Origin of the sequence: Dactylosporangium roseum (assembly GCF_025264685.1) — a bacterium.
Classification (GTDB): domain Bacteria; phylum Actinomycetota; class Actinomycetes; order Mycobacteriales; family Micromonosporaceae; genus Dactylosporangium; species Dactylosporangium roseum.
In genome coordinates this window covers 6,264,185-6,284,044 of sequence record NZ_CP073721.1, presented here as the reverse complement: position 1 = coordinate 6,284,044, position 19,860 = coordinate 6,264,185, and the positions used below count along the sequence as shown (strand labels likewise).

The 19,860-nt window shown below is 72.5% G+C and carries 17 protein-coding genes; 9 read left to right on the top strand and 8 right to left on the bottom strand.

What is annotated here, in order from left to right; translation table 11 throughout:
- Nucleotides 1–59 precede the first annotated feature (59 nt).
- A complete protein-coding gene (locus Drose_RS29445) occupies nucleotides 60–977 on the top strand; it encodes an EamA family transporter (protein WP_260724546.1) in 918 nt (305 codons plus the stop codon).
- Here the strand turns inward: Drose_RS29445 and yczE are convergent.
- Entirely contained in the window at nucleotides 907–1,560 is a 654-nt protein-coding gene (gene yczE / locus Drose_RS29440) for a membrane protein YczE (RefSeq protein ID WP_390891249.1), read from the bottom strand. The genes Drose_RS29445 and yczE overlap by 71 nt on opposite strands.
- A gap of 58 nt (nucleotides 1,561–1,618) precedes the next feature.
- Here yczE and yczR point away from each other — a divergent pair, with 58 nt between their 5' ends.
- Nucleotides 1,619–3,082, top strand: coding sequence for a MocR-like transcription factor YczR (gene yczR / locus Drose_RS29435; RefSeq protein ID WP_260724545.1), 1,464 nt, complete (start codon nucleotides 1,619–1,621; stop codon nucleotides 3,080–3,082).
- A 52-nt stretch (nucleotides 3,083–3,134) separates the two neighbouring features.
- On the opposite strand, the gene Drose_RS29430 is transcribed toward yczR, so the two are convergent.
- On the bottom strand, nucleotides 3,135–4,976 hold the full coding sequence (locus tag Drose_RS29430) for an AMP-dependent synthetase/ligase (protein WP_260724544.1): 1,842 nt from the start codon (nucleotides 4,974–4,976) through the stop codon (nucleotides 3,135–3,137).
- A 169-nt stretch (nucleotides 4,977–5,145) separates the two neighbouring features.
- Nucleotides 5,146–5,772: a TIGR03085 family metal-binding protein gene (locus Drose_RS29425; protein ID WP_260724543.1), complete on the bottom strand. Its 627-nt coding sequence runs from the start codon at nucleotides 5,770–5,772 to the stop codon at nucleotides 5,146–5,148.
- A 110-nt stretch (nucleotides 5,773–5,882) separates the two neighbouring features.
- On the opposite strand from Drose_RS29425, the gene Drose_RS29420 reads away from it, so the two are divergent.
- The 3 genes from Drose_RS29420 (at nucleotide 5,883) to Drose_RS29410 (ending at nucleotide 10,064) form a co-directional block, all read left to right on the top strand.
- A complete protein-coding gene (locus tag Drose_RS29420) occupies nucleotides 5,883–7,697 on the top strand; it encodes an ABC transporter ATP-binding protein (RefSeq protein ID WP_260729845.1) in 1,815 nt (604 codons plus the stop codon).
- Between the two features lie 8 nt (nucleotides 7,698–7,705).
- The gene (locus Drose_RS29415; protein WP_390891458.1) at nucleotides 7,706–9,484 is read left to right on the top strand and encodes an ABC transporter ATP-binding protein; all 1,779 of its coding nucleotides are present in this window, start codon (nucleotides 7,706–7,708) and stop codon (nucleotides 9,482–9,484) included.
- A 139-nt stretch (nucleotides 9,485–9,623) separates the two neighbouring features.
- Complete coding sequence (locus Drose_RS29410; RefSeq protein WP_260724541.1) at nucleotides 9,624–10,064, top strand: hypothetical protein; 441 nt, start codon at nucleotides 9,624–9,626, stop codon at nucleotides 10,062–10,064.
- 319 nt (nucleotides 10,065–10,383) lie between these two features.
- Here Drose_RS29410 and Drose_RS29405 read toward each other — a convergent pair whose 3' ends face one another.
- From Drose_RS29405 to Drose_RS29390, 4 genes are all read right to left on the bottom strand, one after another.
- Nucleotides 10,384–10,983, bottom strand: a complete 600-nt coding sequence (locus Drose_RS29405; protein ID WP_260724540.1) for a TetR/AcrR family transcriptional regulator — start codon at nucleotides 10,981–10,983, stop codon at nucleotides 10,384–10,386.
- Between the two features lie 20 nt (nucleotides 10,984–11,003).
- Nucleotides 11,004–11,741 (bottom strand): ABC transporter permease, encoded by a 738-nt coding sequence (locus Drose_RS29400; protein ID WP_260724539.1) that lies wholly within the window; start codon nucleotides 11,739–11,741, stop codon nucleotides 11,004–11,006.
- A gap of 2 nt (nucleotides 11,742–11,743) precedes the next feature.
- Nucleotides 11,744–12,475, bottom strand: a complete 732-nt coding sequence (locus Drose_RS29395) for an ABC transporter ATP-binding protein (protein WP_260724538.1) — start codon at nucleotides 12,473–12,475, stop codon at nucleotides 11,744–11,746.
- A gap of 158 nt (nucleotides 12,476–12,633) precedes the next feature.
- Nucleotides 12,634–14,652, bottom strand: a complete 2,019-nt coding sequence (locus Drose_RS29390; RefSeq protein WP_260724537.1) for a hypothetical protein — start codon at nucleotides 14,650–14,652, stop codon at nucleotides 12,634–12,636.
- Nucleotides 14,653–15,052: 400 nt separating this feature from the next.
- On the opposite strand from Drose_RS29390, the gene hisI reads away from it, so the two are divergent.
- The 4 genes from hisI to ligD are packed head-to-tail and all read left to right on the top strand — an operon-like array spanning nucleotide 15,053 to nucleotide 18,749.
- Complete coding sequence (gene hisI / locus Drose_RS29385; protein WP_313899944.1) at nucleotides 15,053–15,400, top strand: phosphoribosyl-AMP cyclohydrolase; 348 nt, start codon at nucleotides 15,053–15,055, stop codon at nucleotides 15,398–15,400.
- Nucleotides 15,397–16,932, top strand: a complete 1,536-nt coding sequence (locus Drose_RS29380) for an anthranilate synthase component I (protein WP_260724536.1) — start codon at nucleotides 15,397–15,399, stop codon at nucleotides 16,930–16,932. Before hisI ends, Drose_RS29380 begins: the two co-directional genes overlap by 4 nt.
- On the top strand, nucleotides 16,929–17,471 hold the full coding sequence (locus Drose_RS29375) for a Trp biosynthesis-associated membrane protein (RefSeq protein WP_260724535.1): 543 nt from the start codon (nucleotides 16,929–16,931) through the stop codon (nucleotides 17,469–17,471). The genes Drose_RS29380 and Drose_RS29375 overlap by 4 nt, the downstream gene beginning before the upstream one ends.
- A gap of 9 nt (nucleotides 17,472–17,480) precedes the next feature.
- Nucleotides 17,481–18,749, top strand: coding sequence for a non-homologous end-joining DNA ligase (gene ligD, locus Drose_RS29370; protein WP_260724534.1), 1,269 nt, complete (start codon nucleotides 17,481–17,483; stop codon nucleotides 18,747–18,749).
- Here ligD and Drose_RS29365 read toward each other — a convergent pair.
- Nucleotides 18,746–19,816, bottom strand: coding sequence for a serpin family protein (locus tag Drose_RS29365; RefSeq protein ID WP_260724533.1), 1,071 nt, complete (start codon nucleotides 19,814–19,816; stop codon nucleotides 18,746–18,748). The genes ligD and Drose_RS29365 overlap by 4 nt on opposite strands.
- Nucleotides 19,817–19,860 lie beyond the last annotated feature (44 nt).

The following is a 19,860-nucleotide window of genomic DNA, read 5'->3' as shown; positions in this document are numbered from 1 at the left end:
AGCAATCGTGCAGAACTATTTGATGGTGCTTCACGGACAGCGCGCGAACGATCTGTGGCATGAAGCCTCGCGACCTCGCCCTGGCCGTGCTCGTCGCCGCCATCTGGGGCGTGAACTTCGTGGTCATCCACGTCGGCCTCGACAGCATGTCGCCGCTGCTGTTCTGCGCGCTGCGCTTCGGCGCGGCGGCCCTGCCCGCGGTGTTCTTCGTGGGCCGGCCGCAGGCACCGTGGCGCTGGGTGATCGCGACCGGTGTCGCGCTCGGCGTCGTGAAGTTCTCCCTGCTCTTCGCCGGGATGGCGGCGGGCCTGCCGGCGGGCCTGTCGGCGCTGGTCCTGCAGAGCCAGGTGGTCTTCACGCTGGCCTTCGCCGCCGTCCTGCTGCGGGACCGGCCGGGCCCGCGGCGCGTCGCCGGGGTCGTCCTGTCCGGCGCCGGCATCCTGCTGATCGCGGCGCGGCTCGGCCTGGACCGCCCGCTCGGCGCGTTCCTGCTGGTGCTGGCCGCCGGCGCCGCGTGGGGCCTGGCCAACGTCGCGATCCGCAAGGCGGGCCGGACCGACATGCTGAACTTCATGGTCTGGGTCAGCGTGGTGGCCACCCCGCTGCTGGCACTGCTCAGCCTGGCCGTCGACGGCCCGTCGTCCGTGTGGCACACGCTGCGCGGCCTCGACCTGACCGCCGTCGCGGCCATCGCGTACATCGCCTACCTCAGCACCCTGCTGGGCTTCGGCGTGTGGGGAAAGCTGATCGGCCGCTACGGCGCCGGTGCCGTCGCGCCCTTCGCCGCGCTGGCGCCCGTGTTCGCGATCGGGTCCTCCGCGATCTTCCTGCGAGAGCGGCCGCACTGGTACGACCTGATCGGCGGAGCAGCCGTCCTCGGCGGTGTGCTGCTGGGAGCCACGAAGGTCAGGCCGGAGCCGGAGCCGGAGCGGGCACGGGTCGAGGCACCGACAGCCACGGCAGGAACAACTGCGTGAGCGGGCCGATGCCCAGCGCGTACAGCACCGTGGCGCCGCCGACCGCCCCGCCGAGCAGCCAACCGACGGCGAGCACGGCCACCTCGACCCCGGTGCGGGCCAGCCGCAGCGACAGCCGCGGGAAGCGGCCGGCCAGACCGGTCATCAGGCCGTCGCGCGGCCCCGGTCCCATGCCCGCGCCGATGTACAGCGCGGTCGCGAACGCGTTGAGCAGGATCCCGCCGGCGACCAGCGTGCCCTGTAGCCACCAGGCGTCCGCGTCGGGCAGCAGGCGCAGCGCGAGGTCGGCGGCCAGGCCGATGACCACGACGTTGCTGACCGTGCCGAGACCCGGCCGCTGCCGCAACGGCAGCCAGAGCAGCAGGACGGCGGCGCCGGTGATGATGACCACGGTGCCGAAGCTCAGCCCGGTGCGGCGGGCGACGCCCTGGTGGAAGACGTCCCAGGGGTCCAGGCCCAGCCGGGCGCGGATCAGCATCGCCATGCTCAGCCCGTACACGACCAATCCAAGCTGCAACTGGACGAAACGGCGGCCGAACCGATGGGCCAGGGGCATGGGATTGGTCTTGCCGGCGACGTGCATGCATGCCACCCTAGGGCCAATCCATCGAGCCAAAAGAGCCAATTGAGGGGGACTGGCCTTGTCAGCGATCGTCCGTGGCGCGCAACTGGCCCGCATGCTCAACGCGTGGCAGGTCGCGGTCGGGGTGCGCGGCCCCAACGGGCGCCGGCCCGAATACGTCGTGCTCGCCAACGCGGTCCGTGGCCTGCTCATCGACGGCCGGCTGGCCCTGGGTGTGCGGCTGCCCGCCGAGCGTGAGCTGGCCGCGGCCCTCGGCATCAGCCGCACCACCGTCACCGCCGCCTATCGCGAGTTGCGCGAGAGCGGCCACCTCAGCAGCCGCCGCGGCGCCGGTAGCTGGACCGCGCTGCCGGCCGGCCATCGGGTCGGCACGTCGGGGCTGTGGACGCCGAGCGACGACACGGACCTCATCGACCTCGGCTGCGCCGCGATGCCCGCGCCGCCGGAGCTGACCGAGGCGGCCACCGAGGCCGTCGCCGACCTGGGGCCGTACACCTGCGGCGCCGGCTACCAGCCGATGGGCCTGCTCGTGCTGCGGGAGGCGATCGCCCGCTGCTACAGCGAGCGCGGCCTGCCCACCGATCCCGACCAGGTGATGGTGACCGGCGGCGTGCAGCAGGCGCTCGACCTGCTGCTGCGGCTGCTCGTCGCGCCGGGCCAGCGGGCGCTGGTGGAGACGCCCACCTATCCCAACGCCCTGAGCGCCTTCACCGCGAGCCGCGCCCGGGTCAGCGCCTACGCGATCGGTCCCGACGGGTGGGACGAGGACCTGGTGCTCTCGACGGTACGGGCCGCGCAGGCCCGCCTGGCCTACCTGATCCCCGACTTCCACAATCCGACCGGCCACCTGATGCAGGCGTCGCTGCGCGAGCGGCTGCCGTCCGCCGCACACGCCGCCGGCACCGACCTGGTGATCGACGAGTCGTTCGTCGACCTGGCGCTCGACGCGCCGGAGCTGCCGCCCTCGGTGGCCGCCTTCGACCGGACCGCGCGGGTGCTCACCATCGGCGGCATGAGCAAGCCGTACTGGGGCGGCCTGCGGATCGGCTGGGTGCGCGGCGCGGCGCCGCTGATCGCCCGGCTCGCCGCCGCCCGGGTCGGCGTCGACATGGCCTCGCCGGTGCTGGACCAGCTCGTGGCCGTGCGACTCCTCGAGCGCCGCGAGACGATCGTCGCCGCCCGTCGCAAGCAGTTGCTGGCCCGGCGCGACACGCTCGCCGCGGCACTGCGGGCCGAGCTGCCCGAGTGGCGGTTCGTGCTGCCGCGCGGCGGGATGGTCATGTGGGTGGAGCTCGACGCCCCGGTCTCCAGCGCCCTGGCCCGGTCGGCGGAGGAGCTCGGGGTGCGGATCGCGTCCGGGCCGCGCTTCGGCGCGGACGGGACGATGGAGCGGTTCCTGCGGATGCCGTACACGCTGCCCGAGGACACGCTCGTCGAGGCGGTGCGCCGGCTGGCGTCGGCCCGCGCCGACCTCGACCGGCCGCGCCGTCACGCGTGGTCGGCGCCCGCGGTCGTCGCCTGACGTCGTGGCCCCCGGAAGTGGCGGCTTCCGGGGGCCACGACGCTATGGGGCGCTAGAGCTCTGCGAGTGTCCCGGCGTACATCCTGTCGATGTCCTGCGCGAAGGACTTCTCGACCGCGCGGCGCTTGACCTTGAGCGACGGCGTCAGCTCGCCGTCCTCGATCGACAGGTCGCGGCTCAGGATGGTGAACTTCTTGACCGTCTCCCAGCGGTTGAGCCTGGTGTTGAGCTCCTTGACGTAACCCCGGATCAGCTCCTCCGCCTCCCTGGACGAGGCGATCTCCTGGTACGACTTGCCGGCCAGCGGCGTGCCCTCGGCCCAGCCCTTGATCGCGTCGGGGTCGAGCGTCACGAGCATGGTCACGTAGTTGCGCGCCTGGCCCACCACGACCGCCTGCGAGGTATACGGGCAGACGGACTTGAACAGGCCCTCGATGTAGCTCGGCGCGACGTACTTGCCGCCGGACGTCTTGATGAGGTCCTTCTTGCGGTCGGTGATGCGCAGGTAGCCGTCGGCGTCGATCTCGCCGATGTCGCCCGTGCGGAACCAGCCGTCCTCGGTGAAAGCGGCGGCGGTCTCGTCGGGCAGGTTGTGGTAGCCGCGCATGATCGGCGTGCCCTTGAGCAGCACCTCGCCGTCGGTGTCGAGCTTCGTCCGCAGATCGCCGAGGGCCTGCCCGACCGTGCCGATGCGGGGAGCGTCATCGCGGTTGACGTAGGAGCCGGCCGAGGTCTCGGTCAGGCCGTAGCCCTCCAGGATCGGCAGGCCGGCGGCGAAGAAGAACTCGCCGATGTCCTTCGACAGCGGCGCGGAGCCGGAGACCATCGCCCGCATCCGGCCGCCGAGGCGGGCCCGCAGCTTGCTGAACACGAGCTTGTCGGCGACGGCCGCCTGCGCCTTCAGCATGCCGCCGGGCCGGCGCCCCGCCAGGCGCTCGGCGGAGGCCTTCTTGCCGACCGCCATCGCCCAGGTGAAGATCTTCCACTTGGCGCCGCCGTCGGCCTGCGCGCCGGTGACGACGCGGTTGTAGACCTTCTCGAAGACGCGCGGCGCGGCGCACATGAGCGTGGGCCGGATCTTGCCCAGGTTGTCGATCAGCTTGTCGACGCGGCCGTCGACGTAGGTGGGCAGGCCGACGTAGATGATGCCGCACAGCAGCGTCTTGCCGAACGAGTGGGAGAGGGGCAGCCAGAGGTACTGGAGGTCGTCGGGCCTGAGCAGGCCGATGTCGGACTGCGTGCGGCCCTGCCAGACCCAGCCGGCGTGCAGCAGTTCGACGCCCTTCGGCCTGCCGGTGGTGCCGGACGTGTAGATCAGCGTGGCTAGCTGGTCGCCGGTGATGCCCTCGACGATCCGGTCGATGAGCTGCGGGTCCTGCTCGATCGCCGCTCGCCCGGCCGCCTCCAGTTGGGCCAGCGACAGCGTCCTGACGGGCTCGTCGCCGGTGGGCGCGCCGTCGATGAGCACGACCGCTACCAGGTTGGGCAGCTCGGCGCCCCGGAGCTTGGCCGCCTGGGCGGGGTCCTCCGCGATCAGTACCTTCGAGCCGGAGTCCTGGACGATGTAGACGGCCTCGTCCGGCTCCGTCGTGGGATAGACCGTCGCCGTGGCGGCACCGGCCAGCATGATGCCGAGGTCGGCGAGGATCCAGTCGAGCCGGGTGTTGGCCAGGACGCCGACCCGGTCCTCGGGCTGGACGCCGAGCGTGGTGAGCCCGGCGCCGATGGCACGGGCGCGCACGTCGACCTGGCGCCAGGTCAGCCAGACCGGGTCGCCGGCGTCGTCGGGCGCCGGACCGGCGAACGCCGGCTTGTCCGGGGTCTCCGCCACCCGGTGCAGGAACATGTCCGGGATCGAGCGGTAGGGCAGTTCGAGCGGCTGGATCTGGGTCATGGAGTCGGCCTCCGGCGGCAGGCGTGGACGTGCGCGTGATCGGCGTCACGTCCCGTCGGTTACCGGAGGGTAAACCGTCGATCCCGTCACCGGCTAGCCCCGCAACCGAAACGTAGTAGACGCTGAATCCCTTGCCTGGAACCAGATTCGAGACTCAGGAGGGTGGATCTCACAGTCCCAGGTGGGCGCCCCGGAGCCTGTCGGCGAGCCCGTCCGGGCCCGTGACTTCGACGTCGGCGGCCCCCTGCCGTCCGGTGAAGAACAGCAGCAGCTCACCCGGTGCGCCCTCGACCACCAGCTCGGCGTCACCGCCCGCGCCGACGGTGAACGGCTCGGCGCCGGGTGCCTTCACGACGATGCGGGCCGGGAACCGCCGGGTGGAGAGCCGTGCCGATCCCCTGGCACGAGCCGACAGCGCCGCCTCGTAGCCGGGATCGAGCTGCCGCGGCGTCCAGCCGGCCGTCGCCCGCCGGACGTCCTCGTGGTGGACGAAGAACTCGATCAGGTTCATGGCCTCGTCGGCGAACCCGGGCCGCAGCCACACCGGCGGCGTGCGGATCTTGCCGACGAGCTCGGCGTAGTCACCGGCGGCCAGACCGTCCTGCACCTTCTTCGTGTGCCCGGCGACGGCCTTGAGCAGGATGCCGGGCGCCGCGTCGGGGCGGCGCTCGCGCAGCACCAGGTGCGCGGCGAGATCACGGGTGGCCCAGCCGGTGCAGAGCGTGGGCGCGTCGGGGCCGGCGGCAAGGAGTGTGTCGGCGAGCGCCGCGCGCTCGCCGCGGGCGAACGAACTCATGGGCGTAACGCTAGCCCCGTTTTTTGTCGGGGGTCCTCGGTAAGGTTGCGGTGCGGTCGGGGCGACTTACCGGCGCGGACCCGAGGGGGCGGAAGGTGACCAGCGGCAAGGTGCTCTTGAAGGGCCTCAGAGTGCTGGGCAGGGCTATCCGTGACGAGCCTCACATATTCGCCGTCGCCGTCGCCGGCAGCGTGCTGTTCAGCCTGCTCACCATCGCCACCGCCTTCGTCTCCGGCGAGGTCGTCGGGCGCATCGTCGTCCCGACGATCGACAGCCGTCACGTCGGCACCGGCGCGCTGGCGCTCGGCGGGCTCGCCGTCCTCGCCGTCAGCCTCGGCAAGATCGTCGGCATCCTCGGCCGCCGCCTCGGTGCCGGTGCCATGCAGTTCAACCTCCAGGCGCGTTACCGGCAGGCGGTGACCCGCCGTTACCTGCGCCTGCCGCTGGAGTGGCACCAGCGCCACGCCACCGGCACGCTGCTGTCCAACGCCAACGCCGACGTCGAGTCCGCGTGGTATCCGATCGCGCCCTTCCCGTTCGCGGTCGGCACGGCCGTGATGCTCGTCGCCGCGGTCGTCTCGCTCTTCGTCACCGACTGGGCGATGGCCCTCGTCGGCGTCGCGATCTTCCCGACGCTGCTCGGGGTCAACGTCGCCTATTCGCGGCGCATGGCGCCCCGCGTCGCCCGGGCGCAGCAACTGCGCGCCGAGGTCAGCGCGGTCGCGCACGAGAGCTTCGACGGCGCGCTCGTCGTCAAGACGATGGGCCGCGAGACGGCGGAGACGGAGCGGTTCGCCGTGAAGGCGGCCGAGCTGCGCGACGCCACCATCCGGGTCGGCCGGATCCGGGCACTGTTCGACCCGATGCTCGACGCGCTGCCGAGCGTCGGCACGCTCGCCGTGCTCGTCGTCGGCGGCTGGCGTTTCCAGCAGGGTGCCGCCGAGGTGTCCGAGGTCGTCAGCGTCGCGTTCCTGTTCACCGTGCTGGCGTTTCCGGTCCGCGCGATCGGCTGGGTCCTCGCCGAGCTGCCCCGCAGCGTCGTCGGCTGGGAACGGATCCGCAACGTGCTCGACGCCGAGGGCGACATGGTCTACGGCACGACCGAGCTCCGCGACGAACAGAAACCGGCTGCCCTGCGCTTCGACGACGTGCACTTCGCATACCGACCGGGCGACGCCGACGCGCCGCCGGGCGGCGACGTGCTCACCGGGGTCTCGTTCGACGTGCCGGCCGGGCGGACGGTCGCGCTGGTCGGGCCGACCGGCTCGGGCAAGTCGACGATCGCCGCGCTCGCGGCCCGCCTCGTCGACCCGCGTGCCGGCACGGTGGCGCTCGACGGCGTCGACGTCCGCGAGCTGACCCAGGAGGCACTCGTGCGCACGGCCGCGCTGGTCGCCCAGGTGCCGTTCGTCTTCGACGACACCATCCGGGGCAACATCACCCTCGATCGAGGTGTGAGCGACGAGGCGGTGTGGGCGGCGCTGCGGCTCGCGCAGGCCGACGAGTTCGTCGAGCGGCTCGCCGCCGGCCTCGACACGACGGTCGGCGAGCGCGGCACGTCGCTGTCCGGCGGGCAGCGGCAACGGCTCACCATCGCCCGGGCCCTCGCCGGCGCGCCCCGCCTGCTGGTGCTCGACGACGCGACCAGCGCGGTCGACCCGCGGGTCGAGGCGGCGATCCTCGCCGCGCTGCGGCGGGACGACGCCCAGCAGGCATCGATCCTCGTCGTCGCCTACCGGCGGGCGACCATCGCCCTCGCCGACGAGGTCGTCTACCTCGAGCGCGGCCGGGTGATCGCCCGCGGCACGCACCAGGAGCTGCTGGAAACCGCACCCGGCTACGCCGACCTGGTGACGGCATACGAAAAGGCCGAGGCCGAGCGGGAGCGCGAGCACGCGTTCGACGAAGGGGGAGTGAGCGCGTGACCAGCGCCGTGACCGGGGCGGTGCCCGAAGCCGGCGCCGAGCGGCTCAGTGTGCTGCGGCGCGGCCTCGCGCTGTCCCCGGAGCTGTTCACCGGGCTCGCCGGCACCCTAGGCCTGGCCGTGATGGCCACCATCGGCCGGGTGGCCGTGCCGGTCGCCATCCAGCAGGGCATCGACCGCGGCATCCGGGCCGCGAGCGGCCCTGACCTCGGCGTCCTGACGCTCATCGTGACGATCACCGCCGCGGTGCTGTTCGCGACGATGGCCAGCGCCTACCTGATGAACGTCCGGCTGTTCACCGTCAGCGAGACGGCGCTGGCCGGCATCCGGGTGCGCACCTTCCGGCACATCCACGACCTGTCCATGCTGCACCAGCAGTCCGAGCGGCGCGGCGCGCTGGTCTCGCGGGTCACCGGCGACGTCGACCAGATCAGCCAGTTCCTCCAGTTCGGCGGCCTGCTGTTCATCCTCAGCCTGGGCCAGCTCACCGTCACGACGGTCGTCATGGTGGTCTATTCCTGGCAGCTCACGCTCGTGGTCTTCGCCGCGTTCGCGCCGCTGATCTTCGTCGTGCGGCACTTCCAGCGCCGGCTCAGCGTGCTCTACCTGGAGGTCCGCGAGAGTGTCGGCGCGCTGCTCGGCGTCATCGCCGAGAGCGTGGTCGGCGCGCCGGTCGTGCGGGCCCACGGCATTCAGCGGCGCACCAGTGAGCGGCTCGACAAGGCGATCGAGCGCAACCGGCGCAGCCAGTTCCGCGCGCTGAAGAACAACGTGGTCAGCATGAGCTTCGGCGAGCTCGCCGCCGGGCTCGCGCTCGCCGGGGTCGTGGTCGTCGGCACGCTGCTCGGCGCCGACCGGCAGCTCACCGTCGGCCAGCTCACCGCGTTCCTGTTCCTGGCGACGCTGTTCGTACAACCGGTCCAGATCGCCACCGAGGTCCTCAACGAGGCGCAGAACGCGATCGCCGGCTGGCGGCGGGTCCTCGACATCATCGAGACCGAGCCGGACGTCGCCGACCCGGGCGCCGCGGGCCGGGTGCTGCCGGAGGGGCCGATCGACGTGACCTTCGAGCACGTCCACTTCGCCTATCCGGGCGGGCCCGAGGTGCTCACCGACGTCCACCTCACCGTCGCCGCGCGGACCAGGGTCGCGGTCGTCGGCGAGACCGGCAGCGGCAAGACGACGTTCGCCAAGCTGTTGACCCGGCTGATGGACCCGGCGAGCGGTAGTGTCCTGCTGTCCGGGGTGCCGCTGTCCGAGGTGCGTTTCGACTCGCTGCGCAGCCGGGTGGTCATGGTGCCGCAGGACGGCTTCCTGTTCGACTCGACCGTCGCCGACAACGTCCGCTTCGGCCGGCCCGACCTCAGCGACGTCGACCTGGAGCTGGCCTTCACCGAGCTGGGGCTGATCGACTGGGTCGAGAGCCTGAGTGACGGCCTGCGGACGCGGGTCGGCGAGCGGGGCGAGGCGCTGTCGGTGGGGGAGCGGCAGTTGGTGGCCCTCGCCCGGGCGTATGTGGCCGACCCCGACCTGCTGGTCCTCGACGAGGCCACCAGCGCCGTCGACCCGGCGACCGAGGTCCGGCTCCAGCGCACCCTCGACGCGGTGACGCGGGGCCGCACGACGATCGCCATCGCCCACCGCTTGTCGACCGCGGAGGGCGCCGACGAGGTGATCGTGGTCGACAAGGGCCGCGTCGTCCAGCGCGGCCCCCACACCGATCTCGTGACCGACCCCGGCTCCATCTACGCCCGCCTCTACGCCTCCTGGCTCGAACAAACCCGCTGACGCCGACGCGGTGCCCTGCCTGGGCCGGGCCGAAAGCTGTTGACCTTGGCGGAAATCCGTGGTCCGGAAGAGTGGTCCTGGGCGCGGAAATCGATGAGGGCCAACTTGGTGCCGGGCGGCGATGGCTTACGCTGGTGGCATGGCAGCCGGGGGGCGCCGAAACGCGCCGATGCAGGTGCGGGTCGCGGTGACGGGGTTCAACGTTATCGGGCTGGTCATGCTGACACTCGCCCTCGCCGCACTCGGGGTCCTGCTCTCGGGCATGCAGATCGACCCCGTCCAGCAGGGCGGGACGGGTTACCTCGACTTCGTCCTGTTCTTCAACGCCGTGCTGTTCCTGTTCCCGTTCGCGGTCGTGCTGGTCTTCCTCGGGGTGCGGATCAAGCGGGGCGAGCACTGGGCGTGGCTGGCGAGCCTCGTGTTCTGGGGTTTTGTCGGCACGATGGCGCCGCTGCTCACGTGGCTGCTGCCGGCACCGCTGCCGTTCGCGGTCGTTCCCGCCTGCTGCGCGGTCGCGCTGCTGGGCCTGCTGTTGACGCCTCAGGCCCGCACGCACTGCGCGGACATCGACGAGGAATAGCACCTGCCCGCGAGGTTCAGCCCGACATCCCTGGCCGACCCGGGCAGGCCGGCACCGAGGGCGCGGGGCTCGCGAGGTGTCGCCGCCGAGGTGCGCCGGCCGGCGCGCGTTGCGGCGCGATCCGCCGCCGTGCCGCTCGACCTCATGATCATGGGAAAGATATGGCTGTCCCGATAGCCGGATCTTTCCCATGATCATGGAGTCGTCCGGTCTGGAGCGCGCCGTCCCGGGTCTGGCGACGACCATGAGTGACCGGGCGCCACCCGCACGACCGTGCGTCACCATCCCGTAGCGCAACACCGCGGCCGGCGGCGTTGGGCTAGGCGTCCTTGGGCAGCGGCTCCGCGACGTACCGCTGAATCGTCGGCGCCACGTAGCGCACCACCTCGTCGGCGGGCATCGAGGCCAGCGGTTCGATCTTCAGGATGTACCGCACCATGACGATTCCCGCCATCTGGGAAGCGATGAGGGAGGCCCGCTTGGGAGCCTCCTCGGGGTCGATCTTGAGCTGGCTCATCGCGCGGCGGAGGATCTGCGTGATCAGAAAGTCACGCAGCATGCGCGCGGACCATTCGTGCTGCAGCGCGCTGCGGAACAGGGCCGCCGCCGGCGAGCCGGCAGGGGAGTCCCACACGCTGAGGAAGGTGCGCACCAGCCGCTCGCCGACGCCGTCGATGCCGGGCCCGAAGACCTTCGGCAGCAGCTCGCCCGGATCGATCGGCACCTCCATCGTGGCCAGGAACAGCTTGTCCTTCGCCCCGAAATAGTGGTGCACCAGCGCCGGGTCGACCCCGGCGCTGGTGGCGATCTGGCGGATGGAGGCTCCGTCGAACCCGCGCTCGGCGAAGGCGTCACGGGCTGCGGCCAGGATGGCCGTCCGCGTGTCCTGGTTGCCGGGGCGTCGTCCGGTGCGGGCCATGTGCCTCTTTCTACTGCCGATCAAGTGGTACGGCGGCGCAGTGTCGCCGCTCCGAGCAAGAGTGCCACGAGCACGCACCCGACGATGATCGCGAGGTCTCGCCACATGATGCCGGTCGGCTCGGTGTTGCTGCCGAGTTCGGTGAGGGCCTGCACGGCGTACGACATCGGCAGGACGTCGCTGATCGCCTGCATCCAGGCGGCCATCTGGTCGCGGGGCTGCAACAGACCGCACAGCAGGACCTGCGGCAGGACCACGGCCGGCATGAACTGCACCGCCTGGAACTCGCTGTTCGCGAACGCGCTCACGAACAGGCCGAGCGCCATGCCGAGCACGGCGTTGCCGACCGCGAGCACGCCGACGAGCCAGGCCGGGCCGAGCGTGTCGAGGCCGAGCAGCCAGAACGCGATAGCCGAGACCACGCAGGCCTGGACGGCGGCGGCGATGGCGAACGCGATGCCGTACCCGAGCAGGATGTCGACCTTGCCGATCGGGGTGGTGAGGAGCCGCTCCAGGGTGCCGCTGGTCCGCTCGCGCAGCATCGCGACGCTGGTCAGCAGGAACATGATCACCAGCGGGAACACGCCGAGCATGATCAGGCCGACGCGGTCGAACAGCGGGGGGTTGTTGTCGTAGAGGTACCGCAGGAGCGTCAGCAACACCGTCGGCACGACCAGGATCATCGCGATGGTCCGGCGGTCGTGGCGAAGCTGGCGGAGGATCCGGCCGGCGGTCGTGAACGTCAGGCGGGGAGACATCGTCAGGCCACCTTCTCCTGCTCGGTCTCCTGCGCCTGGACCAGACGGAGGAACGCCGTGTCGAGGTCGTCGGTGCCGGCGCGTTCCCGTACCGCCGCCGGAGTCGCGTCGGCGATGAGCAGGCCCTCGCGGATCAACAGGAGCCGGTCACAACGGCCGGCCTCGTCCATCACGTGACTGGAGACCAGCAGTGTCGACCCGGCCTTCGCCATGGCGTGGAACCGCTGCCAGAGTTCGTTGCGCAGGACGGGGTCCTGCCCGACGGTCGGCTCGTCGAGGACCAGTAGCCGCGGCCGGCCGACGATCGCGCACGCGAGGGAGGCCCGGGCGTGCTGGCCGCCGGAGAGCTGCCCGACGAGCTGGCCCTTGGCCTCGCTGAGCCCGACGTCGGAGACCGCCGCGTCGGCCTCTTTGGCGCTCAGCCCGTACAGCGCGGCGAAGTAGCGGGCGTTCTCGCGCACGGTCAGGTCCGCGTAGACGCTCGGGGCCTGCGTGAGGTAGCCGACCTGGCTGCGCAGGGGCTTGGCGCCGGCGGGATGGCCGAGCACGGTGACGGTGCCACTGACGACCTTCTGCACGCCGACGACGGCACGCATGAACGTGGTCTTGCCGCTGCCGCTCGGGCCGAGCAGGCCGGTGACGCTGCCGCTGGGCACGGTGCAGGTGAGGTCGTGCAGCACCCGCCTCTTGCCGCGCGCGATGACGAGGTGCTCGACCTCGATCGCGTTGCTCATCTCGTTCCCCCTTCCGGGGTTCGTCGGACCTGTGCGGAAACTCAACACCTGTTGAACTCAACGGTAAATGAAATCCTGGCCGACCGTCAACGCGGTAAGTGCGACAGGGGGCGGACCGTCGCCGGTCCGCCCCCTGCCCGGGGCACTGCTGTGGTCGCCTAGAGCTTGAGGACGCGCTCCAGGAAGTCCTTGTACTGCCGGAGCGCGACCCGCAGGGACTCGGTGTCGGGCCGCTTCGACGACTTGTGCGGGTCGATCGCGTGCTGCTGGTCCTGCAACTTCTCGGCGAGCGTCTCGATCGCGTCACTCACGACCGCGGACGCCTTGGCGACCGCCTTGACCGGGTCGTCCACGAACTTCGACTCGGCCTTCGCCAGCCGCGACCGGAACTTGTCCGCCCGCTTCGGCTTCCAGAGCACGATCCGCTCCTCGACAACGTCACCGGGCCGTAGCGGCGCGGCTGCGAGCTCGGCCTCTTCGTCGTCGTCCTCGTCGTCGTCCTCGTCGTGGTCCTCGTCGGCGTTGTCCGCCTCGGCGACAGGCTCCTCGTCCTCGTCCTCGTTGTCGTCGGCTTCAGCGGTCGGTTCCTCGGCTTCGTCTTCGTCGTCTTCCTCGGCTTCGGCCGCCGGCTCCTCGACTTCGCCCTCTTCGTCGGCGTCGGCGGGGGCCTCCTCGGTGTCGGCTTCTCCGGTGACGTCCTCGATGTCCGCGACGAGGTTGACCGCTTCGGCGGCGACTTCGTCCTCGGCGTCGTCGGCCCCAGCATCGACAGCCTCGGCAAGCACATCGACCGGCGCCTCGTCGGCCTCGTCCGCTTCCGCGGCCGGCTCGTCGGCGGCGTCTTCCTCGGCCTCCCCGGCTTCAGCCACCGGCTCCTCGTCCGCTGTCTCGGCTTGCTCCGAGCCTGCCTCCTCGGCTTCCGCGGCGGCGTCCTCGGCCCCGGCGGCGGGCTCTTCCTCCGCAGCGTCGCCGACCTCGGCGACCGACTCGGCGTCGCCGTCGGCTTCCGCGGCCGGCTCCTCGGCCGGCTCCTCGGCGTCGGCAGCAGCCGGCTCTGCGGCCTCGGCGTCGGCTTCGGCCGCCGGCTCCTCGTCGGCGCCGGCCTCCTCAGCGTCGGCTCCTGCGGCGGTCTCCTCGGCCACGGCCCCCGCTTCGGCGCTGTCCTCGGCAGGTTCGGCCTCCGCCACCGGCTCCGCCTCGACTTCCGCGGCCGGCTCTGCCTCGGCGACCGGCTCCGCAGCCGCCTCCGCCTCGGCTTCGGCAGCGGGCTCGGCCTCCGTGTCGGCTTCGGCGGCAGCCTCGACCTCGCCGACCGTGTCCTCCGTGGCCTCGGCAACAGGCTCGGCGATCGGCTCTTCCCCAGCGTCCTCGCCGGCCTCGGCCGCCGCGGCCGGCTCCTCGTCCGCCGTCGCGCTCTCCTCGGCGGCTTCGGCGTCCGCGGCCACGGGCTCCGCGCTGGCTTCCTCGTCGGCGACAGGTTCGGCGTCCGCGACGGCCTCGGCCTCGTCGGCTGCCGGTTCGGCGTCTGCCTGCTCACCCTCCGCTACGGGCTCGGCGTCCTCGGTCGCCTCCGCAGCCGGTTCGGTGTCCGCGACCTCCTCGGCGTCCGCGGCAGCCCCGGTGTCGGCGACCGGCTCGGTCTCCGCCTCTTCGGCGACCGGCTCGGCCTCCGTGACGGCCTCGGCCTCGTCGGCAGCGACGGGCTCGGCGTCCGCGACAACCTCCGCGTCTTCGGCGGCGACCGGGTCGGCGTCCGCGTCAGCTTCGGCCTCGGAGGCAGTGGCAGGCTCGGCCGCCGCGTCGGGCGAGGCTTCTTCGGAGGCAGTGGCAGGCTCGGCCGCCGCGTCCGTTGAGGCTTCTTCGGAGGCAGTGGCAGGCTCGGCCGCCGCGTCCGTTGAGGCTTCTTCGGAGACGGTCGCAGGCTCGGCCGCCGCGTCGGGCGAGGCATCGTCGGAGGCAGCCGCCTCGGCCTCCGGAGCGTCCGCGACCGCCTCGGGCTCGGTGGACGTTTCGCCGGCCTCGGAGGCCGAGGCCGGGCCGACGATGCCGGAGATGTCGTCCGGCACGGCGACCGAGATGGCCTCGGCGTCGGCCAGAGGCTCGGGGGACGGGGCTGCCGCAGCGGTCGTCTCGGGGGCCTGCTCGGTCGCCTCGGCCTGCGGGGTGGTGTCCTCCACCGGCTGACGCTGCTCGGGAACGACTGCCTCGGCGGGGCTGGCCTCGGGGGCGGCGGCTTCAGGGGATGGGCTCGACTGGTTGTTCGGCGGGGTGAAGTTGGGAGACAACGATGGGTCCTCCGTCCGCTCGGTCCGAACGGGGCTGCCACCCGTTCAGACTGCTCGCTCAGCGCTGGGGTCGCGGACGCCGGGAGGCCGAACGGTGCCCGTCCGACGCCGCTGAACCGACGGCGGCGGAACCCGAGCAAGATACGGGCGGGTAGGGTCGGCCGGCGGCAGGCGGGGAAGGGTGGGCGACCGCGCAAGTCTTCCGTGCGGCGCACCGTCAAGGTACTCCTCCAAAACCATCAGCCATAGACCCCGAACCGCCGGTTGTCCGCAGTGCGGGAGAATTGCGGCTGTGTCATCGAACCTCGACCCAGAAGTCGCGAAGCGCCTCCGCCGGAACGACGCCGGGCTCGTGCCCGCGATCGTGCAGGAGCACGGCACCGGGCAGGTGCTCATGATGGCGTGGATGAACGACGAGGCGCTGCATCGGACGCTGACGACCGGGCGGGCCACGTACTGGTCGCGCAGCCGCGACGAGCTGTGGATCAAGGGCGAGACGTCCGGTCACGTGCAGCACGTCAGGTCGGTCGCGATCGACTGTGACGGTGACACGCTGCTGGTGACCGTCGAGCAGACCGGCGCCGCCTGCCACACCGGCGAGCACACCTGCTTCTACACCCCGCTGGAGGTGATCCGATGACCACCGGCGCCGTCGCCCCCGACGAGGCGACCTTCCGCGAACTGGCGCGCACCCGCCGTGTCGTGCCCGTCACCCGGCGCCTGCTTGCCGACGGCGAGACGCCCGTCGGCGTCTACCGCAAGCTTGCCGGCGGCCCGGGCACCTTCCTGCTGGAGTCGGCCGAGCAGGGCGCCGGAGCCGCCGGTGCGGTCTGGTCGAGGTACAGCTTCATCGGCGTGCGCAGCCTGGCGACGCTGGTCGAGCGCGAGGGTCGGGCGCACTGGCTCGGCGCCGCGCCGGCGAACCTGCCCGTCGAGGGCTCGCCGACCGAGGTGCTCGCGGCGACCCTCGCGGCGCTGACCGCCGACGACGCCGACCTGCGTGAGCTCAACCTGCCGCCGCTGTCGGGCGGGCTGGTCGGCTTCCTGTCGTACGACGCGGTCCGCCGCTTCGAGAAGCTGCCCGAGCTCGCGATCGACGACCTGCGCCACCCCGAGCTGGGCATGATGCTCGCGACCGACCTGGTGGCACTGGACCACTTCGAGGGCGCGGCGCTGCTGATCGCCAACGCGGTGCTGCCCGTCGCGGGCGCCGACGACGGCACGGTCCGTGCGGCGTACCACCAGGCGATCGGCCGCCTGGACGCGATGACCACGGCGCTGTCCCGCCCGACCCCGCCCCTGGTGTCCACAGTGGACCATGTGCCGCTCGGCGACGTGGTCAGCCGGACGCCGGCGGGGGCGTACCCGAAGGCGGTCGAGGTCGCCAAGGAGGCCATCCGCGCGGGCGAGTGCTTCCAGATCGTCGTCGCCCAGCGCTTCGAGCGCGCGACCGACGCCGACCCCCTCGACGTGTACCGCGTGCTGCGCACGACCAACCCCAGCCCGTACATGTACCTGCTGCGTTTCGACGGCTTCGACGTGGTCGGCTCGTCGCCGGAGGTCCACGTCAAGGTCGACGGCCGCCGGGCGCTGCTGCACCCGATCGCCGGCACCCGCTGGCGCGGCGCGACCCCGGAGGAGGACGCGGCACTCGCCGCCGACCTGCTCGCCGACCCGAAGGAGCGGGCCGAGCACGTCATGCTCGTCGACTTGGCCCGCAACGACCTGGGGCGGGTGTGCAAACCCGGCACGGTCGAGGTGCCCGAGTTCATGACCGTCGAGCGGTACAGCCATGTCATGCACATCGTCTCGACGGTCGTCGGCGAGCTGAACGACGACCGCACCGCCTTCGACACGCTGGCCGCGACGTTCCCAGCCGGCACGCTGTCGGGCGCCCCGAAGGTGCGCGCCATGGAGATCATCGAGGAGCTGGAGCCGACCCGGCGGGGCCTCTACGGCGGTGTCGTCGGCTATTTCGGCTTCGGCGGCGACATGGACACCGCCATCGCGATCCGCACCGCCCTGATGCGTGACCGGACGGCCTATGTGCAGGCCGGCGCCGGTGTCGTCGCCGACTCCGACCCGGCCGCCGAGGAGACCGAGACCCGGAACAAGGCCGCGGCCGTGCTCGCCGCGATCGCGACCGCCGAGACCCTGAGGCCGGCGCGATGAAGCTCGAGGGACGCCGCGGCCTGACCGTCACCGCGCTGGCCTGCGCGGCCGGCGCGGCCGTGGTGCTGTTCGCGGCGACCCGGGGCTGGCAGGAGGTGCTGACGCAGCGCGTCGCGCCGCTGCCGCCGGTCACGAGTCACCGCAGCGGTACCGAGCTGGCACCGTGGCTGCCGGCGCTCGGCGCCGTCTCGCTCGCCGGCGCCGGGGCGCTGCTGGCCACGCGGGGCGTCGCGCGGGCGGTGGTCGGCGCGGTGCTGGCCCTCTCGGGCGCCGGCATCGCGGTCGCCGCCCTGGTGACGCTCGGTCAGGACGTGATCGTGGTCTGGCCGCTGCTGTGCACGGTCGCCGCGGTGGTCGTCGCCGTGGCGGGCGTGGCCACGATCCGCTTCGGCCGCACGTGGCCGGAGATGGGCGCGCGCTACGAGCGACCGAAGACCACCGTTGAACAGCGTGCACCGAAGCGGCCGGCGTCGCAGGCGGAACTGTGGGACGCGCTCGACCGGGGCGAAGACCCCACCACGCGGGACGGCGGCGCGTAGGGTCTGGCCATGGCGAGCACCAAGGAAGTGATCGAAGTCGCCGGGCGTGAGGTGACGATCACCAACCCCGACAAGGTGTACTTCCCCAAGTCCGGCCGCACCAAGATGGACGTGGTCCGCTACTACCTGGCGGTCGCCGACGGCACCCTGCGCGGGGCCGGCGGCCGCCCGATGGCGCTGAAGCGCTACGTCAACGGCATCGACGGCGAGGCGTTCTTCCAGAAGCGCGCCCCGGAGAAGCGCCCCGACTGGATCGAGACGGTCGTACTGCGCTACCCGTCGGGCCGCACCGCCGAGGAGATCGTGCTCCGCGACGCCGCCCAGCTCGCCTGGGTGATCAACCTCGGCTGCCTCGAGCTGCACACCCACTCGGTGCTCGCCGAGGACATCGACCACCCCGACGAGTTGCGCATCGACCTCGATCCGGTGCCGGGGGTGCCGTGGTCGCAGGTCGTCGACGTCGCGCTCGTCGCCCGCGACGTGCTGGCGGAGCACGGCCTGCGGGGCTGGCCGAAGACCTCCGGCTCGCGGGGCTTCCACGTCTATGCCCGGATCGAGCCGCGCTGGACCTTCGCCGAGGTCCGCCGCGCCGCGGAGGGCTTCGCGCGCGAGGTCGCCCGCCGGGCGCCCGAGCTGGCCACCGGCGCCTGGTGGAAGGAGGAGCGGCACGGCGTCTTCGTCGACTACAACCAGAACGCCAAGGACCACACCACCGCCTCCGGCTACTCCGTGCGCCCCACCGACGAGGCCCGCGTCTCGATGCCGCTCGCCTGGGACGAGGTGCCCGGCTGCGACCCGGCCGCCTACACCGTCGACACCGTGCCGGGCGGACCGGACGCCTGGGAGGGCGTCGAGGACTCGCGCGGCTCGCTCGACTCGCTGCTGGAGCTGGCCGCCACGTTCAAGAAGAAGACCCCGGCGACGAAGGGCTCCGGACGGCGCGAGCCGACGATGCCGCTCATCGAGATCACGCGCACCGCCACCAAGGAGGAGGCGATGGAGGATCTCGAGCGCTGGAAGGCCCGGCACCCCACCGTGTGGCCGCTGCTCGAACCGGCGGACGTGCTCGTCGACTCGATGCGCGGGATCAACTCGGTGTGGTTCCGCATCCGGCTCAACCTGCGGCACGTGCCGGAGGCCGACCGGCCGCCGCAGGAGCCGCTGGAGCACGACTTCGACCCCTTCGCGAAGTGGAAGGAGATGCAGTCGCGCGGCGAGACCCCGGAGCGCTGGCGCCGCCCCGCGCGGGAAGAGACGACCGAGCAGACCGGGCGCTAGCGTGCCCGGGCCGGCTCGGGATCGGTGATCCAGCCGGCGACCAGGACCAGGCCGGTCGGGCGGTGCACGGCCAGGTAGCCGAACGGCCGGTCGAACGTCACCGTCAGCCGCAGCTTGCGAGCCCGCGGCGGGCGGAACGCCACCGGCACCAGCGCCGTCGCGGTCACCGCCGCGGCGCGGAAGCCCTCCGCGCTGAACGCGGCCACCGCCTGCTGGCGGGCCGCCCCGACCCGCAGGTCCACCGGGCTGATGCCGGGGAACGTGCCGACCGTGGCCGCCGCGGCCAGCCCGAACACGTCGGGCGTCGCGAGCAGGTCGTGCGTGGCCGAGGCGGTGAACCGGGGCACCTTGACGACCAGCTCTGGCACGTCGTCGTCTGCGTCGACCTCGGCCGCCACGACGCCGGGGCCGGTCACGTGGCCCGCGCTGCGCTCCGGCCCGGCGACGGCCGGCGCCCCGACGGCCGCGGACAGGACGCTGCCGGGGGTGCCGTCGCCGGTGCACAGCACGACGTCGATGTCGCCGGAGCCGGCCACGGTGAGGAGCGTGAGCGGCCCGGCCACGACCCGCAGGGCGTCCAGCTCGGTGGTGCGCCGGTGCAGCGACGCGAGCCGCCGGCCCGCCCACGGGCCGCTCAGCGGGCGCATGACCCCGCCGCTGAACGGCTGGGGCCAGTCGGTGACCACGGCCAGCGCGGAGGCCAGGACGAGGCCGGTGTCGGGGCCGACCGTCACCGGCATCGCCGGGACCAGCCCGCCCGTGTGGGTGGCCGCCCACGCGTCGAGGAGCGGCCCGTCGACGGACGGGTCGCCGGTGAGCCGCGGATCGGAGCGTGACGCCCACTCCAGCGTCAGCGGGACGCGGTCGCGCGTCCAGATGCCGAGTGCGCCGCGCACCGGGAGCGCCAGCGGCGTGGGCGCCACCCGGAGGAGCTCGGCGCGGGCCGGCCCGTCGGCGACCGACGCCAGCAGGGCGAGCAGCGGATAGACGCCGGCCGCGGCGAAGACCGGTGCCGGTGCCGAGGCGGCCCACCGCGCCGTCAATGCGTTGCACGCCGAAACGCTCATGTCCGTCACCGTAGATACGGGGTACGACAAAACCCGGCGGCGAC